The organism is Bartonella sp. TT121SHDZB (genome assembly GCF_042193415.1).
Taxonomy (GTDB): Bacteria; Pseudomonadota; Alphaproteobacteria; order Rhizobiales; family Rhizobiaceae; genus Bartonella.
This window is the reverse complement of record NZ_JBHILR010000013.1, coordinates 18,409-33,946: the sequence shown is the minus strand read 5'-3', so window position 1 is coordinate 33,946 and position 15,538 is coordinate 18,409. Positions and strand designations below refer to the sequence as shown.

Below are 15,538 nucleotides of genomic sequence, written 5' to 3'. Positions count from 1 at the left end.
GCAGTATCCAATCCATGTGAGGATGCACCCAAGCCCTCAATGAGTGCATCCTTCCCCTCAACGGATACCGCACAACCCTCAAAAGCGCAGTATCCAATCCATGTGAGGATGCACCCAAGCCCTCAATGAGTGCATCCTTCCCCTCAACGGATACCGCACAACCCTCAAAAGCGCAGTATCCAATCCATGTGAGGATGCACCCAAGCCCTCAATGAGTGCATCCTTCCCCTCACGGGATTGATTCAACTTTCATTACCTCTCATTTTTATGAACCTTTTGCCAATGGCACAAAAAAGAAGTTTGTTAGCAGCGATTTTGTCACCCCTCTTATGGGATTCCAGTTCTGTACAGAGCTTTCAAACTTTTTTAAACATCCATAAAATGGAATATGAAAGAATTGATTAAGGCAATTAAGGGTAAATTTTGTCAATTTATAGACAAAGTTTATTCTTTTTTGTGATTGTTGCATTTTTACTATATTTATTTAGCATGAATTTATATATGATACATATCGATATTTATTTATAGAAATAAATATAGGAGAAAAAACTATGAATGTCAGATATTTTTTCATAGCGGGGGCAATTACAAGTGGTTTAACTCTTTCGATTCAAAAATATGATCGTATAGTTAATCAACAACCATCTCCTATTGTTGTTCCTTATACTGTTGAGAAAACGCATTTACAGTTTTTTAAACCATTAAATAACACATTAGATAGCTTTAATGTACTAAGAATACATAATAAAATAGCGTCAAAACAATTATCAATAAAAGATATATATGCAAAAAGAAAAGATTTACTGAGAACAATAGCTAGTTTTATAGGATTATCATATATTTTATACCAACTTGTTCTATGAGAATATAAAATACAAAAAGTTTTTAAAGTAAAATTATATACATATTGTATATATTAAAAACTTAAAACAAAGTTACTTTTAAAGAAGGAATTTTGTTTTCATTGAAGTCTTATTGTATTTTTTATTGGACCAATATCATCACCTTCAAGAATGACACTTTATTTTATTGTCCTCACTTCTTAAACGACGGAGATTCGCCCCTTTAAGCTTTCACCCCACACTGCATCAATGATAGTCCACAATTGCCGCTGTTCTGCCAAAAACCCCCCCTATTTTTCCCTATTTTCGAAAAAATGACCCTATCCCCCACCCCAGAGGATTCATTTTCAAACCTCCATAAGTGGCTTAAGAACATAAAAATAATTTATAATCGATTTTTCTCCTCTATTCTTGAGGATCAAGCCCTTTTCAGTCTACTTTTTAAAATCTTGGCTATTATTCTTGATTTTTCGAGCCCGTTATTTTGCTCTGGTAAGAAAGGTATGAAAGCGTCTCAATCATGGGGCTTTCACATCTTTTAAATAAGAGTACTTTCCTTCAACAGGAAAGTACAACACTAATCAATTTTTATATCCATAAATGCGATTTTACCATCTTTAATATAAGTAATATCAGGAGCATGTTTTACCCCTTCTGCTGCAAAGACGCATGGTTCATCACTCACAATATATCCTTGTTCCCTTAATTCTTGTTTTTTCTCCTCGACTATTTTTTTATGAAAATCTCGTTTTTGATTACACGTATTAGGGGGTCTCACTCTGAAAAACTGATAGTCCATGGCTATAGACCACTTCTCCGCAACCCGTTCCAGTAGATCGTAACTGAACTTTCCTTCCCTTTTCACTTCTTGAGCAATCACCATTGCGCGTTCCAGATGCTCTTCTTCGATGCTTGTTTCAAAGCCCAGCTTCTCACCTTCTATAAAGCTTTTGTGATAAGAGTGTAAAGTTTCAACATCGCCCATCAAAGCCAGAGCCGCAAGATAACGCAGGGAATAAGAAGCCAACCGAGGGACCACAGTTTTGTTTTCCCAAGGCAGGATTCTATATTGAGAGTGAAGCATCTTACCAAGATCAACCTCAGTCATTGCCTCATCGAAAGCTTTCTCAAGCACACGACGTAAACGCCCTACGCTTACCTCTTCCTCAAAAATTTTCAATCCCTTTGCCTTAAAATCCACCCCTTTGCCTCAAAGCCTCGTTGTCAATCTGCCCCCCCAAAATGATAAAGCCCCAAAATGATAAGGATTAATTATTTGGCAAGCCGCCGCATGGATACCAGCGTCTCTCACAATTTCATAACCAAATTACACAAAACCTTTTTCATCCAGAGAGAGAAACTGTCCTTCACGGTCTCGTAAATAAATAACGGTCTCGTAAATAAATAGATGTCCCTCTTTTCTTTCAATTTTCCCCCTCCACCCCAAGCTCTTTAACAGCACTGTTACGCTTTCCATGGAGCAAAACGTCTTGATCAAAAACTTAAGCTTTTGGTGCGTCTTCTTTATGCGTCTTGCCTCTCCACCTGCAAGAAAATGGGCTTTTCTTCCCCAAACACCAGAATATCTTTTGCTTTAAGTATAGATTTTTCGCTCTCCATATCGCTTGGTAAAACACATTTTTATGCTTGATAAAAAGAAAATAAGTTACAAGATTTTCTCTCTTTAAGAGAACAGCAAGTAAAGCCCAAGAGCAGCCTCTCTTCACTTTCCCCTCACCACTCAAGCAAAAACCCCACTCAAGCAAAAACCCCACTCAAGCAAGAGCACCAACTCAAGCAAGAATCCCACTCAAACAAGAGCCTCAATTCTTTTAAAAACACGACACAAATATAAAAAAGCATAAAACGAGAAGTACACCCATGCTCCTTAATGAACAAGTCAAAAGAAAGGATCCACAAAAGCCTCTCTTCACTTTTTTCCCTTGCTCATTTTCCCCTCGCTCACTTCGTATAATATGACGGGAGCTCCGTTCTGCTCCAACTCTTCTTCTAATTGCCGTATCAATTTGTTCAACTGACGGGTCACGATAAAACGCATAATAAAAACAATCAGTAAGAATAAAAAAGCACCGGCAAACATCCATGCCAATGGCTCGAATACGACAAAAGAAACAAAGTCCTGCCCTCTCCCTATCGTAACGACAGCAGTTATAACTATTGGAGCAGTCGCCATGACTGTAGAAAGATAGAATATTTTTTTATAGTCTTGCCAAACAAGAGAAAGCGGCTTTTTATCAAACATTCTGCTGTTTTTTATTTTTGGGAGATCTGTTTTAAGGCGATATCGCGTTCATTCAGCACGCATTTCAGTTCCTTTTTCACGCGACAATAAAGCCGCGCACGCTTGATAAACAAGTAACAAATTGTCCAAACTGGCACCCACAATAAAATATTTACGATCATAAATAACAGGAAAAAAAAGACTATTAATGTGATAATGCTACTCGTCATTTTATCCTCCATGCCCATTCTGCATACGAATTGCCTGATCGCGTTGTTGTATTGCTTCTTCCAATTGTTGAAGTATTTTGTTCAATTTTCTCGTTAATTTTATGCACATCACCCCAATGATCGGAAAAAAGAAAAAAAGTCCAATCCATAGAGAAGTGTTCAACAGCTGCATGATAACGCCGACCATATCGCTCTTCCACCATACAAAATTTGCGATAAAGCAAGCAGATTGCAAAACAGTAAAGAGGATAAAGATAAAAAAGATTATTTTACATTCTTTTGAAGAAAGAGGGAGAGATTCTTTGAAGTTAAGAAAGCGTATTTTTGCATCAAGTGTCTTATGCACAACATTGTGTTTTTTCATTTCTCTCTGATCATTGTGCAGTTGTTGTATGGCTTGCTTTTGTTGTGCCGTTTTCTTTTTCAAGTCTTGAGCGAGTTTAAAAGATAACCTGATATGCTTGATCAACCGGTAAGGAAGCCTGACCATCACCATAACCATTAAAATGGCAATGATAATGAACCCTAAAAAAGCCAAATATTGTATAATAATAATCACTTTCCCCCCCTATCGCATTGATATGAAATCATCATTTTTATTCTCTGTTTAAGCAAATATTTCTAATCTCTTTACTGTTTTTTTCACGCTATAATGAAGGAAACTATGGAAGATTAAAATGACAGGTAAAGCGATAATCATACACACACAGCACCACAACAGCAGCAGTACGACAAAAACGCTAACCTTAAACAATTGCAACGCATAACCGTGTAAAAAAATTGTAGATCTTGGAAAAAAAGCAAAAAAAGCTATCAAACCTACGAAAAGCATCATCAAAATAAAGGCTAGAAAAAAGATGATACAATAATCTTTTCTTGAAAGTTCCAAAGATTCTTGAAAAGAAAAAGCACGCAACTGTGTTGCAAGAACTGTCCTCTGTCCTCTACCCTCTACCTGATCATGCCCTAAATTCTGTTCTGCCCCCTTTTTTAATTTCCGCCGCATCCAAAACAACAATATGACCCGTTTTATAAAAGAATAATAAAGTGCCACGATAGTCATGATGGTAGAAAACACTATCATGATCTCCCCCACCAACATGACAACACCCAACCCTGCTGTAGTCAACATTCCAAAACTCCTTACAAAAGCATTATCCTCTCGTTTCCCTATCGTGTTCTGTTGATAGCTTGGTTGTCTAGCTGTTGCTGCTCCGGCAATGTATCCCACAGTTTTATCATTTCCTTCACATCTCGTTTAGAGATGGCGTTAAAGACAAAAAAGAGTGGAAAGAACACCACAAGACAGCCCCAAATCATTTGTGGTAAGAGACATAAAAAAGCCCAAACACCATTCCATCCCACGCCATACAAAAACACGATTGCAGGATTATTTTCAAAAGGCTGTTTCAAGATCTCCTTCATCATTTTTCGAAAATCTCCTTGTTCCATTTTCTCCAGTATTTGAACCTGTTCCTCGGATATAACGTGAAAAAACTCCAAAGGGCTCATATGGATAGTCACGGAAAAAAGCACCAACAAGAGGATAGCCAAACACAAAATGATGACGTAATCTTTTCTTGAGAGAGCCGTCCATTTTTTGAAAGCCGCAGAATGATTCAACACCAGCTGTGATGCAAAAGCCGTATTTCCCTCATGGGCAGATTGCTGTTGTGATTTATCTTCGATCATATGGATATTTTCTCACTTTTAAAATGCCCACTCACTCTTTGAGAACATGCAACCAGAAAAACGGGTTTATCTCGCACTCTTTTGACCATGAAACCCGTGCGATAAGACTTTTGAAGTCTATTTTTTAAATTCTTTATAGGTGTCAACATACAATCTCTTAAGCTTACAAGCACAAACGCCATTGTATCCCCTTATCTATTACCCACACCTCAAAAGACAATGTTTCACAAAATTCACCAAACAAAAATATTCAATCTAAAAAAATATCTGATGTGTAAAGTTTTACAACTAACATATTGATTTATAATAAATTTATTATTTTGCATATTAAATGAGAAGCCTAAGTAGCGTAGGATTGTGATTGTCTTATTCTAAATCTGTTCCATATTGGATCAAAACCATATCTCTTGCGCGTTACAAGCAGAAAGAGCCATATAGAGTAAAACATTAAGAAAGGATGACAAATGCCTCTCATGAAGCGTTTCAAATGCCAAGAGCTATCGCAACAATGAAAGCTGGCAAAATGTGTGATGCTACGGACTTTCTTCTTCACGAGCGTAAAGATGGACTATTCAATAGATTTTATATTGCTCAAACTTTATATGGATTTCATTGGGGACTTTTTTTAGCGAGCTCAAATTTGCGCTGGCTCAATCGTTATACCTTCACGAGGCACCATTGCGAAATGGGCAAAAGAGAGCCCTAAGACATGGCTCTAGAAAAAACAAAACAAAGTCGAACAAGCACCCGATTATCCAGCATGAAAAGCGCACGACAAACCACTTTAATCCTCATTTGAAAGCTTCTTAAGCAAAAAGGCTTCATTTTAAAAATTCTTTATTAAAAAGAAACTTCCCCCATATTTATAAAGGCATCTTCCATAAAGGCATTTTCCGCTTATAAAAACAGCTTCTTTCGATAGCGCATTGTGTCCTTTAAACGATATCCCCTCATCTCATGAGGCGATCCATTAAAACAGTAAAAACGGAAAGTTTTATATTCTATAAAGGATATTCATAAAGGAAACAGCAAACCAAATAGCGAGACCATTCACAATTTATTTTGAGCCGATAAACGATATTTTATTTGAAAATATAGGGCATCTTATGCTATTATAATAGGATGCGGGGGATGCTTTTTGCCACTCAACAGAAGAGTACATAACTTCTATAGAGTACATATCTTCTATAGAGTGTATAACTTCTATCAAGTATAGTGCATATCTTCTATCAAGTATAAAGAACATGTTCTATCAAGTAAAAGAATATGCTTAACAGCATAATATATATCAGGCATCTTAGTACAGCACCCCATAATCCCCCCATAAGAAAACAATAACTTTTCAATTTTACCTGTAAAAAGGTTTGGTAAAGCGCTCGTGAAAAAAGAGATAAATAATCCCATTAGAAAAAACGTCCTATTAGAAATAGACGATGACATGCCCATGGAATATCATTTTTATTTTTTCATTCACATTTGACAAAAATTTTTCTTCAATTTCTCAAGAACAGTTAAGAAACATTTAGAAAGCGAATAATCCGCTATCAATGAAAAAAATGGTAAGCCCCCCTTAAGGATGATTTTTCGCCCCACACCGTTGCTTTTCTTTGCATTTACAACGCCTTTAGTATCATTTGTTTTTTGATCTGCAACGGCTCATATCCCGCTAGTATTGCTCTCCACAGTATTTGCTCTCCCGCTAGTATTTATTCTAAGTGCTTTTTACATCACTGTCCCTCATCAACAGCCAGTTTCTTTTTCATTCAAATGGTTAAGTTCATGAAAATACGTAAAAAACGCGGTAGAGCGAAAATAACAGGCAAGCGCAAAGAGCCCAATAGCTGTATTTCACGTGCCACAATCCCCAGCGAATCTGGGTTTCAACCGGCGATTGAAATGCGTGCAAAACACTTTGGTTTAAGCCTCGAAGAAGCGAAAAATCCGCTTGTTGGGACCTATATTGGGCGTCTTTGTTTGCTTGGCTATAAAGGGGATTCATCAGGCATCAGTAAAGAGCAATATGACACAGCACAACAATACTTGCAAATTAGAAACGACTATTTATGTGCAAAAGGTTTACCAAATGGCTATTATGATGGTTTTACGCACAGCGTATCAGATGAGAAAGCAAAAAAGCAATGGGTTCAAAGAGCAACGGAACACTATGAAGCGATGCAAGAAGCGATTAAAGAAGCACAATATCTGCATCGTCAACATAACTTTCATGCGGCATTACACTCTCTTGTTATAGAAGATCAACCACTCTCTACGCTTGTTGGTTCGTTGCGTATTATTCTTGATGCCCTTTATAAACATTTTGACAATTCTAGCAAAAAGAGTCTTCGCTAAAACACCCATCATTTCCTCCTCCACACAGGATAAAGATTCTCCTCTCCTTTATAACATGTCTCTTTATAACCAGCGCCTTTGTAAAGTCTTCCTTTGGCAGGGTGCACTTGAAATCCACTGAGCTTACTCTTTCATAGAACTCCATGGGATTGACAAGCTTAAAGCGCTCAGCAAACAAGCTCAAAAATATCCACCACGCTTAAAAAATACTTCGACCTATCAAAGAGACTTAACCTTATATCGACCCATGCTTTACTTAATCCATGCCTCAAAGGAAAATATTTTGCTGTATAGCCAATGAATGAGCTTTTTTCTGTAGATTTTTTCCCGCGATAAAGGAGGAAAAATAATCGTTTTACTGTTGACAAAATATGAAAAATCGTATTTAATGGTGGATGCGGTAAGGGGTTTTCTGCGTCCAGATTTCATCATAAAGTTTTTGCATTATTATAGACTTATTATAAATTATTATAGACTGTTATAAAACAGTGTGTTTCGCGACAATGTTTAAAACTTTACAGTTTGAAGGTATCTTTCGTCTTTTTTTGACTATTTTCTTTTGCATCACCCAATTTGCATCACCAACAGCTCTATAATTTTGAGATCTTCAAAACAAGCCGTATTCACTAGGGGCTCCCAAGAGAACGCCCTAATAATACCCCCATAAAATACCGATATTATACATCACAGCAATGATGAGCAATACACGCATAAAAATATGAAAACGGCATCATTATGCTCTCATCGCCTCATTTTTTAAGATGTAAAGGCTTCTTTTCAAAACATTGTTTAGCCAGAATTGAAGACGATAATATCACCTATTGATCATCAACATAGAGGCTAAGCTTATGAAGCCACAAGATTCTCCCTCACCTCATTCCTCGCAAACCCCAGAAGGCGCAAGCGCACCAGAAGGTGCAAGTGCATCATTAGACACTCTTACAGCACATTTAGAACGGCTTAACATCGAAAAAATACAAAACACCCCTTTCAACCGTGCAGAGTTAAAAGATATTGTTGCCGGTTTAGAACAGCATAATGCCGATGGCAGTTGGATCAAAAATTATTATGATATTTTAGATCTTTACATGATGCCAGCTTTGGTAGATCAAGCCAATCGTAAATATCCAGAGATGAATCTTAAACTTGCAATGACACCTGACGACTTTGCCCTTGCACTCAAAGAAACACTCGAAAATGGCATTAAATCTTCTAGACTGATCGTTAACGCAAAAGATAGAGGAATTCATTTTGCGGTCATTGATCATCAAACCATAGGGGACAAGACATCTCTGATATTTTTAGAACCTACCTCACTGCGTGACACGCTCCCCGCCTTACTTGCATTAAGAACGCGACAATCCATTGAACATCACCAATTGCCTAACATTCATTTTGCCATGGCAGAAATGAATATTCAACGCAGTTCCTCTGAATGCGGGATGTTCAGCTTAAGCCTTGCCAAAAAGCTTTATCTCGAATCTCAAAAATTGGAAAGACTGCACAAAGATAATATTAAGGGTGTGTTATGTGAACCAGACACGCCTTTACCTGCTGAAAAATTAGATCCATATCTTCCAGCTCGTTTATACAAACACGTGCAAGGCAGAAGACGTCTTAGGGAATATTTAACAGCCAATCCAGAAGCAGCACATGAAAAAGTAAACAAAAAAGGCGAAACCCTAACTGAGAGGTTTGAGAGAAGCTTGGTGGCAACAGAGACAAAAACTGTTTCTGTTTCACAACACAGAAAAAGAGCAACAGAATACAAATCTCTGATGATGTAATAAGCATTTAGCTCTATTCCACCTTCACAAAGTAATGAAGTTCTGCGGCTTGACGGTTAAGCATAAATTACTGTTAGCAAATCTTCTTTTCCCTTTGGAAGAGGTAAAGATGCAAACAATAAGCAACATGACCTCTTAAAAAGATAAAAAGATACCTTTCCTTGACTCTGAAAAGCGTGGGATTTTGTCTTTCGTAACAATTTTTTTTTTAAATAAAGATGATTTCATCTCTTTATTTTTTTAAGCTAAAAATCTTTCCTGCAAACATTGTTTAGCCAGAATTGAAGAAGATAATATTTTCTACCAATTATCAATATAATATTTTCTACCAATTATCAATATAGAGGCTAAGCTTATGAAGCCACAAGATTCTTCCCTCCCTCATTCCTCGCAAACCCCAGAAGGTGCAAGCGCACCAGAAGAAGTGTATGCACCAGAAGGAGCGCATGCAAATGCATCATTAGACACTCTTACTGCACATTTAGAACACCCCAGTAGCGAAAAAGGCAAAAATATCCCATTCAATCGTGAAGAATTAAAAAGTATCATTGCCCGTTTAGAGGATGATATCTCAACGGGTCGTTGGGTCACAGCTGATTATGCAAGTACAGATCTTAAACTAATGCCAGCCTTGGTAGATCAGGCAAATCGTAAATATCCCGACATGCGTCTTCAATTGGCAGCGTCATCTCACGACTTTGCCCTTGCACTCAAAGAAGCCATCGAAAACGGCGTTCAATCTTCCAGATTTATCATTTACACAAAGGATAGAGGAATCCATTTTTCAGTGATTGATCATCAAACCATCGATGACAAAACCTCCGTGATATTTTTTGAACCTACAACACTCAACAATATGAAACCAGCAGTGCTGGCATTAAGAACACAATTGGCTCTTAAAGCGCATGAGTTGCCCAATTGTTCCTTTGCCATAGTAGAAATGGATATTCAGCGAAGCTCTTCTGAATGTGGAATGTTCAGCTTAGCCCTTGCTAAAAAGCTTCATACCGAATCTGCTAAATTAGAAAGACTGCATCAGGATAATGTTAAGGGTGTATTATGTAAACCAGACACGCCTTTACCTGCAGAAAAATTGGATCCATATCTTCCGACCACTTTTTACAAACACGTGCAAGGAAGAAGACGTCTTGGGGAATATCTAAAAGCCAATCCAGAAGCAGCACAGGAGAAAGTAAACAAAAAAGGCGAAACCCTAACTGAGAGGTTTGAGAGAAGCTTGGTAGCAACAGAGACAAAAACTGTTTCTGTTTCACAACACAGAAAAAGAGCCACAGAATACAAATCTCTAATGATGTAATAAGCATTTAGCCCTATTCCACATCCACAAAGAATGAAGCTCTGCGGCTTGACGGTTAAGCATAAATTGCTGTTAGTAAATCTTTTTTTCCCTTTGAAAGAGGTAAAGATGCAAACAGTAAGCAACATGACTTCTTCAAAGACAAAAGATGAAACAGGACAGCTCTATCAAAAATAGCCCATTTTAAAACAGTGCTCATAAATTTGAAAATGCACGAGATGCTTCATTTTTTTAAATTCAAGAAAACCATAAGCTTTTTAAAAACACCCCTTTTTAACCTCACCTTCCAAAATGCAAAGGTTCTCTTTCAAAACATTGTTTAGCCAGAATTGAAGAAAATAATATTTTCTACCAATTATCAATATGGAGGCTAAGCTTATGAAGCCACAAGATTCTTCCCAACCTTATTCCTCACCAACACCAGAAGGGGCAAGTGCAAATGAATCTTTAGAAGACCTTATTGCCCGTTTAATGCAAAGCTCAGTCCAAACAGAAGAAGAACATGTTGCACCGAGTTCTGCCGAATTAAAAGATATTATTACAGGCTTAGAAGATGATCTCGTCACCGGCCGTTGGATTAACGCTTATTATGAAGATACGGATATTAGATTGATGCCGGCTCTCGTAGAAAAAGCAAACAGCAAATATCCAGACATGAATCTCAAATTGGCTCTTACAGCAGAAGAGTTTTCGCACGCCCTAAAAGAAGTCGTTGAGAGCGACGCAAAATCTGCCCGATTTATAGTCAATTCGGGAAGCAAAATCCACTTTGCCGTCCTTGATTATCAAAAAGTTGATGACAAAATCTCTTTGATTATGCTTGAACCTACAACTTTTCAGAATATCGCGGCGTGCAAACTAGGGATAAAAATAAATCAAACCCTTCAATGTCTTCAACTGCCTCCTTATTCTTTTACCACAGCAGAAATGGATATTCAGCGAAGCTCTTCTGAATGTGGAATGTTCAGCTTAAGCCTTGCCAAAAAGCTTCATCTTGAATCTGATAAATTAGCAAGATTGCATAAGGATAATGTTAAGGGTGTATTATGTGAACCCCATTCCTCTTTATCTGCTGAAAAGTTAGATTCCTATCTTCCCATCAGTTTATACAAACATGCGCAAGGAAGAAGACGTCTAGAACAATATTTAAAAGTCCATCCGGAAGCTGAACATGAAACAGTCAACAAAAAAGGCGAAACCCTGAGAGAGAGATTTGAAAAAAACTTAAAAACAACAGAGGGAAAAACTGTTTCTATTTCCTCTCACCAAAAAAGGATTACTGAATACAAATCTTTAACGATGTAATTGAGGTTTTTTCCATATTGCTATTCATCAAAGAACGAAGAGAGATTGCTTTACAGCGAAGATTTCTCTAGGCAAATCGGCTTTTGTGTTCGTAAAACAAAAATAGCAAACAACTTTTCTCTTAAAGGAAAAAGCACCATTGTCCGATAAAAACCATCCCCTCTTAAAATTGTATCAAAATTCCAAAGCTCTTGTTCGCCCAAAGCTTTTTGTAACAATGAGACTATTTGAATAGGCAAAACGCTTGATACATAAAATATTGAATGCTTCCGTCTTCAGTAAAAGCATATGTCTTGTTTTTCTGAGAGTGTGCGCTTATATCTCAAGCCCCCCACATCAATGCCATACGACGAACACAACCACTATAGATCACGCTTATCGTGCATCAACCCAACAACTGCCCGCACACCAATAAAGACTCCATCAAAAAACCAATACAAGGTCTTAAAATCAACAACCTCTCTTAACGGAAAACACCAACCCAACCTATTATCTCACCAACCTAACCATTATCCCTCTTGCCCAACTATTTACTCCTCTTGCCCAACCATTACTCCTCTTGCCCAACCATTACTCCTCTTGCCCAACCATTATCCCTCTTGCCCAACCATTTACCCCTCTTGCCCAACCATTACCCCTCTTGCCCAACCATTACTCCTCTTGAGATGTCACAACCAACCTTTTGATTTCATCACAGTTTCACATCTCTTCTGTTTTTGAAGCGTGAAAAAATTCATTTTTAATCTGTCAACCAGCCTCACGTTACCGTGAGGCTTTATTTTATGGAGAAGCAAATGAGAAAAATATCTAAAGCAGGACTTGCACTCATTAAACAATGGGAAGGATTGCGTTTACAAGCCTATAAAGATGCCATTGGGGTGTGGACAATCGGCTATGGTCATACCAGCACGGCTGGCAAACCGTTCGTTCACAAGGGCATGATCATTACTGAAGAACAAGCAGAAGAAGTTCTTTGTCAAGATTTAAGGCAATTTGAAAACACCGTTGAAAAACATGTGACGGTTTCTTTAACGAATGAACAATTCGCCGCACTCGTATCGTTTTGCTATAATGTAGGAACGGCAGCTTTTTGTAATTCGATCCTTCTAAAAAAGCTCAATAACGGCGAATATGAAGCCGTCCCTGCTGAGTTACAAAAGTGGACCAAAGCAGGAGGAAAACGTCTTCACGGTTTAGTGCACCGTCGTGCAGCAGAAGCAGGCTTATGGGCGAAAGGGGCTTATGTTTCTTCCAACTATCAAACCGTAGAAACGCAAGCACCAACGGGTGTTTTCAAGGCAGAAGCGCTTACGCCGATTATTGGTTCTTTTTCTGGTCTTGGCGGTTTATTGGCAGGCAATGGTCCTATCCAATGGGCATTAGCAACCATTATGGTTTTAGCCGCCTTCGTTGGCATTTTCTTTGTGGCAAAACGGTTTCGGGAGCAGCGTTTATGATGGGGTGGTTGAAAAAAAATCTGATGATAACAGGAGCGGCTCTGACCGCTTTTTTTATTGCTTTAGCAAAAGCTTTCACTCTTGGAAAGAAGATTGAGCAACAAAAGCAAATAGAAACAACACTAAAGTCATCAACAACACGGCTAGAGGTGGAAAATGAAATTAATCAAAAAAGTGATACTGATGTACGGGCTGCTCTTACTCACTGGTTGCGCGATAAAAACAATCAATGAGCCTTTTTCTTGCGTTGGTTGGATGCCCATTTATTTAGACAACAAAGATCTCAATATCATCAGTTCAAATCTCGCAAGAGATATTTTAAAGCATAACAAACAAGGGGAACACATGTGTGGGTGGAAACATGGCTAGAAAAAAAACACAAGACGATAAAGAGCTTACAGAAAAGGAAAAAGAAATCCTACAAGAAATCATCATGACTTATAAAAGTATAAAAGTGATGTCGCGTTATACGAAGTGGATTATATTCATCATTGTGTTATTAGCGCTTGATTTTTCACGGATTATAGATGCGCTGGGAAATTTTTTTACACAAAAATCGAATATTCAGCTCTAAAATAAAAAATAAAAAATGAACCGTGAGACGTGTTCAATTATTTTAAAATATAAAAAGCCATTCGTTATTTTTTGAACACATGGAGTTTTATTGATGATTTTTCACGTCTCACGAAAGGTTTTTACAAGCTTCACAAACGTCGCGCTCTTCACAAAGGCTTTCATGAAATAAATTTAGGGATATGAAGAGAGATTTTTAACAAACACGTAAGTCAACAACTTTGGTAACATAAGAAAAGGATGATGCCAATGTGCATTTTTAAAATAAACTCTTGATATCCAAATGATTTTATACTCTTCATAAATCCCATTACCAAGAATTTGTATTAAAAGATATTTCTTTTAAAGAGGCGTATAAACAAGCAATGTAATGGTAGCCTTACATAAAGCCTCTCATCTTTACGTTTAATAAAAAAGCAAGCCGGCTCCTCCCTGCCTCTCAATTTCCACCCTCTCAATTTCCACCCTCCCAATGCCCTGCCGCCCAATGCCCTTATGTCCTATGCATAAAGATCAAATTGAAGAGAATATATGAAAAATCCTTGGCTCGAAAATATGAAAAGAAGGCATGAAGCTACAACAGAATTTCGCGTGCCTTTATCATCAGAAGCATTAAAAATTCTAAAACAAGCGCGCCTACTGTCTCGTAATGATTTTTTTCGGCTACCTGTCATGATCCCCTTAGCTCAAAAATTGCTCCCCACTCAAGAATTTCCTGTCACAATATAGGCAACAAACAGAACTTGAGTATAACAACATGGGTTTGGCTCCAGTTTAGGTGATGCGCTTACCGAAAAAAAAGATGAGAGAAAGGCAAAAAATTAGCTTTTATCTTTAAGCTTCTCAAATGGAGCAGTCTCCCCATTTCAGAGATCAACGAAACAGAGAGATGCTTATCCCCCTATGCAAAAGCTTGAAATACCAGCATCTTATTCATAAAAAAACAAACCAGCCCCATCATGCTCTTTTCAATTCTGTCTTTCCAACGCTCAATAGGTACTAACTCTTAACTACTAACTCTTCTTAACTACTGATTTTTAATGATTGCGTTGGTTCATAAAAACCGTAGTGACCTCTCACCTTATGAAGCACAAACACAGGATTTTTTAATGATAAATGAATAAGCTTAAAATAAAAAAAAGAACTATATGAGAAAGAAATTATTATAAATCAAAGAATTGTATTTTTATCAGCAAAATATTTTCAAAAGAAACCACGATCCCCGCACAATAGAAACATTTCATAAAAACAAGAGAAAAAGCCAAAAACCAAGAGTGAGATCTATTCACTCTCTTCACAATGACGACATATCCCTCCGTGGAAAAGAGAATAATCCTCTAAGATAAAGAAACAGTCATAAAAAGGAAAATTCGTATGCACAAAAGAAACATACAAAAAAACGGGCACAGAAGGCCCGTTTCTTTATTACGTCTATGGAAAAGAGCTTAGAAATCCATTCCGCCCATTCCGCCCATTCCACCACCAGGCATTGGAGGCATTGGAGTGTCTTTTTTGGGAACTTCAGCAACCATTGCTTCTGTTGTGATCAGAAGGCTCGCAATTGAAGCCGCATTCTGAAGAGCAGAACGCACAACTTTCACGGGATCAACAATTCTTGAAAGCAATCAAATCACCAAATTCACCGGTTGAAAAACATGAAAAGCATAAAAAAACGGGCACAGAAGGCCCGTTTCTTTATTACGTCTATGGAAAAGAGCTTAGAAATCCATTCCGCCCATTCCG

The 15,538-nt window shown here is 37.7% G+C and carries 14 protein-coding genes and 1 pseudogene; 9 read left to right on the top strand and 6 right to left on the bottom strand.

Annotation, left to right across the window (positions count from 1 at the left end):
* The first annotated feature begins 551 nt into the window (after positions 1-551).
* Positions 552-863, top strand: a complete 312-nt coding sequence (locus tag ACFIKI_RS07490; RefSeq protein ID WP_375666601.1) for a hypothetical protein — start codon at positions 552-554, stop codon at positions 861-863.
* Between the two features lie 556 nt (positions 864-1,419).
* On the opposite strand, the gene ACFIKI_RS07485 is transcribed toward ACFIKI_RS07490, so the two are convergent.
* From ACFIKI_RS07485 to ACFIKI_RS07465, 5 genes are all read right to left on the bottom strand, one after another.
* The gene (locus ACFIKI_RS07485) at positions 1,420-2,043 is read right to left on the bottom strand and encodes a DUF6990 domain-containing protein (protein WP_375666599.1); all 624 of its coding nucleotides are present in this window, start codon (positions 2,041-2,043) and stop codon (positions 1,420-1,422) included.
* Positions 2,044-2,772: 729 nt separating this feature from the next.
* Entirely contained in the window at positions 2,773-3,105 is a 333-nt protein-coding gene (locus tag ACFIKI_RS07480) for a hypothetical protein (RefSeq protein ID WP_375666598.1), read from the bottom strand.
* A 210-nt stretch (positions 3,106-3,315) separates the two neighbouring features.
* Positions 3,316-3,873, bottom strand: coding sequence for a hypothetical protein (locus ACFIKI_RS07475; RefSeq protein WP_375622861.1), 558 nt, complete (start codon positions 3,871-3,873; stop codon positions 3,316-3,318).
* 48 nt (positions 3,874-3,921) lie between these two features.
* Entirely contained in the window at positions 3,922-4,545 is a 624-nt protein-coding gene (locus ACFIKI_RS07470) for a hypothetical protein (protein ID WP_375622863.1), read from the bottom strand.
* On the bottom strand, positions 4,485-5,006 hold the full coding sequence (locus ACFIKI_RS07465; RefSeq protein WP_375622865.1) for a hypothetical protein: 522 nt from the start codon (positions 5,004-5,006) through the stop codon (positions 4,485-4,487). The genes ACFIKI_RS07470 and ACFIKI_RS07465 overlap by 61 nt, the downstream gene beginning before the upstream one ends.
* Before the next feature lie 1,779 nt (positions 5,007-6,785).
* Between ACFIKI_RS07465 and ACFIKI_RS07460 the strand changes: the two genes are divergently transcribed.
* The 8 genes from ACFIKI_RS07460 (at position 6,786) to ACFIKI_RS07425 (ending at position 14,524) form a co-directional block, all read left to right on the top strand.
* Positions 6,786-7,355, top strand: a complete 570-nt coding sequence (locus ACFIKI_RS07460; RefSeq protein WP_375622867.1) for a hypothetical protein — start codon at positions 6,786-6,788, stop codon at positions 7,353-7,355.
* A gap of 848 nt (positions 7,356-8,203) precedes the next feature.
* Positions 8,204-9,142 (top strand): YopJ/AvrA family T3SS effector serine/threonine acetyltransferase, encoded by a 939-nt coding sequence (locus ACFIKI_RS07455; protein ID WP_375622869.1) that lies wholly within the window; start codon positions 8,204-8,206, stop codon positions 9,140-9,142.
* A 355-nt stretch (positions 9,143-9,497) separates the two neighbouring features.
* Entirely contained in the window at positions 9,498-10,460 is a 963-nt protein-coding gene (locus ACFIKI_RS07450) for a YopJ/AvrA family T3SS effector serine/threonine acetyltransferase (protein WP_375666597.1), read from the top strand.
* A gap of 378 nt (positions 10,461-10,838) precedes the next feature.
* Entirely contained in the window at positions 10,839-11,765 is a 927-nt protein-coding gene (locus ACFIKI_RS07445) for a YopJ/AvrA family T3SS effector serine/threonine acetyltransferase (protein ID WP_375666596.1), read from the top strand.
* Between the two features lie 794 nt (positions 11,766-12,559).
* Positions 12,560-13,222, top strand: a complete 663-nt coding sequence (locus ACFIKI_RS07440; protein ID WP_375666595.1) for a lysozyme — start codon at positions 12,560-12,562, stop codon at positions 13,220-13,222.
* On the top strand, positions 13,219-13,455 hold the full coding sequence (locus ACFIKI_RS07435) for a hypothetical protein (protein WP_375666594.1): 237 nt from the start codon (positions 13,219-13,221) through the stop codon (positions 13,453-13,455). Before ACFIKI_RS07440 ends, ACFIKI_RS07435 begins: the two co-directional genes overlap by 4 nt.
* Before the next feature lie 128 nt (positions 13,456-13,583).
* Positions 13,584-13,796: a hypothetical protein gene (locus ACFIKI_RS07430; protein WP_375622881.1), complete on the top strand. Its 213-nt coding sequence runs from the start codon at positions 13,584-13,586 to the stop codon at positions 13,794-13,796.
* A gap of 530 nt (positions 13,797-14,326) precedes the next feature.
* Positions 14,327-14,524 (top strand): hypothetical protein, encoded by a 198-nt coding sequence (locus ACFIKI_RS07425; RefSeq protein ID WP_375666593.1) that lies wholly within the window; start codon positions 14,327-14,329, stop codon positions 14,522-14,524.
* Between the two features lie 716 nt (positions 14,525-15,240).
* On the opposite strand, the pseudogene groEL reads toward ACFIKI_RS07425, so the two are convergent.
* A pseudogene (gene groEL / locus ACFIKI_RS07420) lies at positions 15,241-15,445 on the bottom strand (chaperonin GroEL); the annotation flags it as partial.
* Positions 15,446-15,538: the final 93 nt, after the last annotated feature.

Excerpts from the sequence above, each read along its gene's own strand:
- ACFIKI_RS07490 (WP_375666601.1), top strand. The coding sequence starts at position 552 with ATGAATGTCAGATATTTTTTCATAGCGGGGGCAATTACAAGTGGTTTA.
- ACFIKI_RS07480 (WP_375666598.1), bottom strand. The coding sequence starts at position 3,105 with ATGTTTGATAAAAAGCCGCTTTCTCTTGTTTGGCAAGACTATAAAAAA.
- ACFIKI_RS07465 (WP_375622865.1), bottom strand. The coding sequence starts at position 5,006 with ATGATCGAAGATAAATCACAACAGCAATCTGCCCATGAGGGAAATACG.
- ACFIKI_RS07460 (WP_375622867.1), top strand. The coding sequence starts at position 6,786 with ATGAAAATACGTAAAAAACGCGGTAGAGCGAAAATAACAGGCAAGCGC.
- ACFIKI_RS07455 (WP_375622869.1), top strand. The coding sequence starts at position 8,204 with ATGAAGCCACAAGATTCTCCCTCACCTCATTCCTCGCAAACCCCAGAA.
- ACFIKI_RS07450 (WP_375666597.1), top strand. The coding sequence starts at position 9,498 with ATGAAGCCACAAGATTCTTCCCTCCCTCATTCCTCGCAAACCCCAGAA.
- ACFIKI_RS07445 (WP_375666596.1), top strand. The coding sequence starts at position 10,839 with ATGAAGCCACAAGATTCTTCCCAACCTTATTCCTCACCAACACCAGAA.
- ACFIKI_RS07440 (WP_375666595.1), top strand. The coding sequence starts at position 12,560 with ATGAGAAAAATATCTAAAGCAGGACTTGCACTCATTAAACAATGGGAA.
- ACFIKI_RS07435 (WP_375666594.1), top strand. The coding sequence starts at position 13,219 with ATGATGGGGTGGTTGAAAAAAAATCTGATGATAACAGGAGCGGCTCTG.
- ACFIKI_RS07430 (WP_375622881.1), top strand. The coding sequence starts at position 13,584 with ATGGCTAGAAAAAAAACACAAGACGATAAAGAGCTTACAGAAAAGGAA.
- ACFIKI_RS07425 (WP_375666593.1), top strand. The coding sequence starts at position 14,327 with ATGAAAAATCCTTGGCTCGAAAATATGAAAAGAAGGCATGAAGCTACA.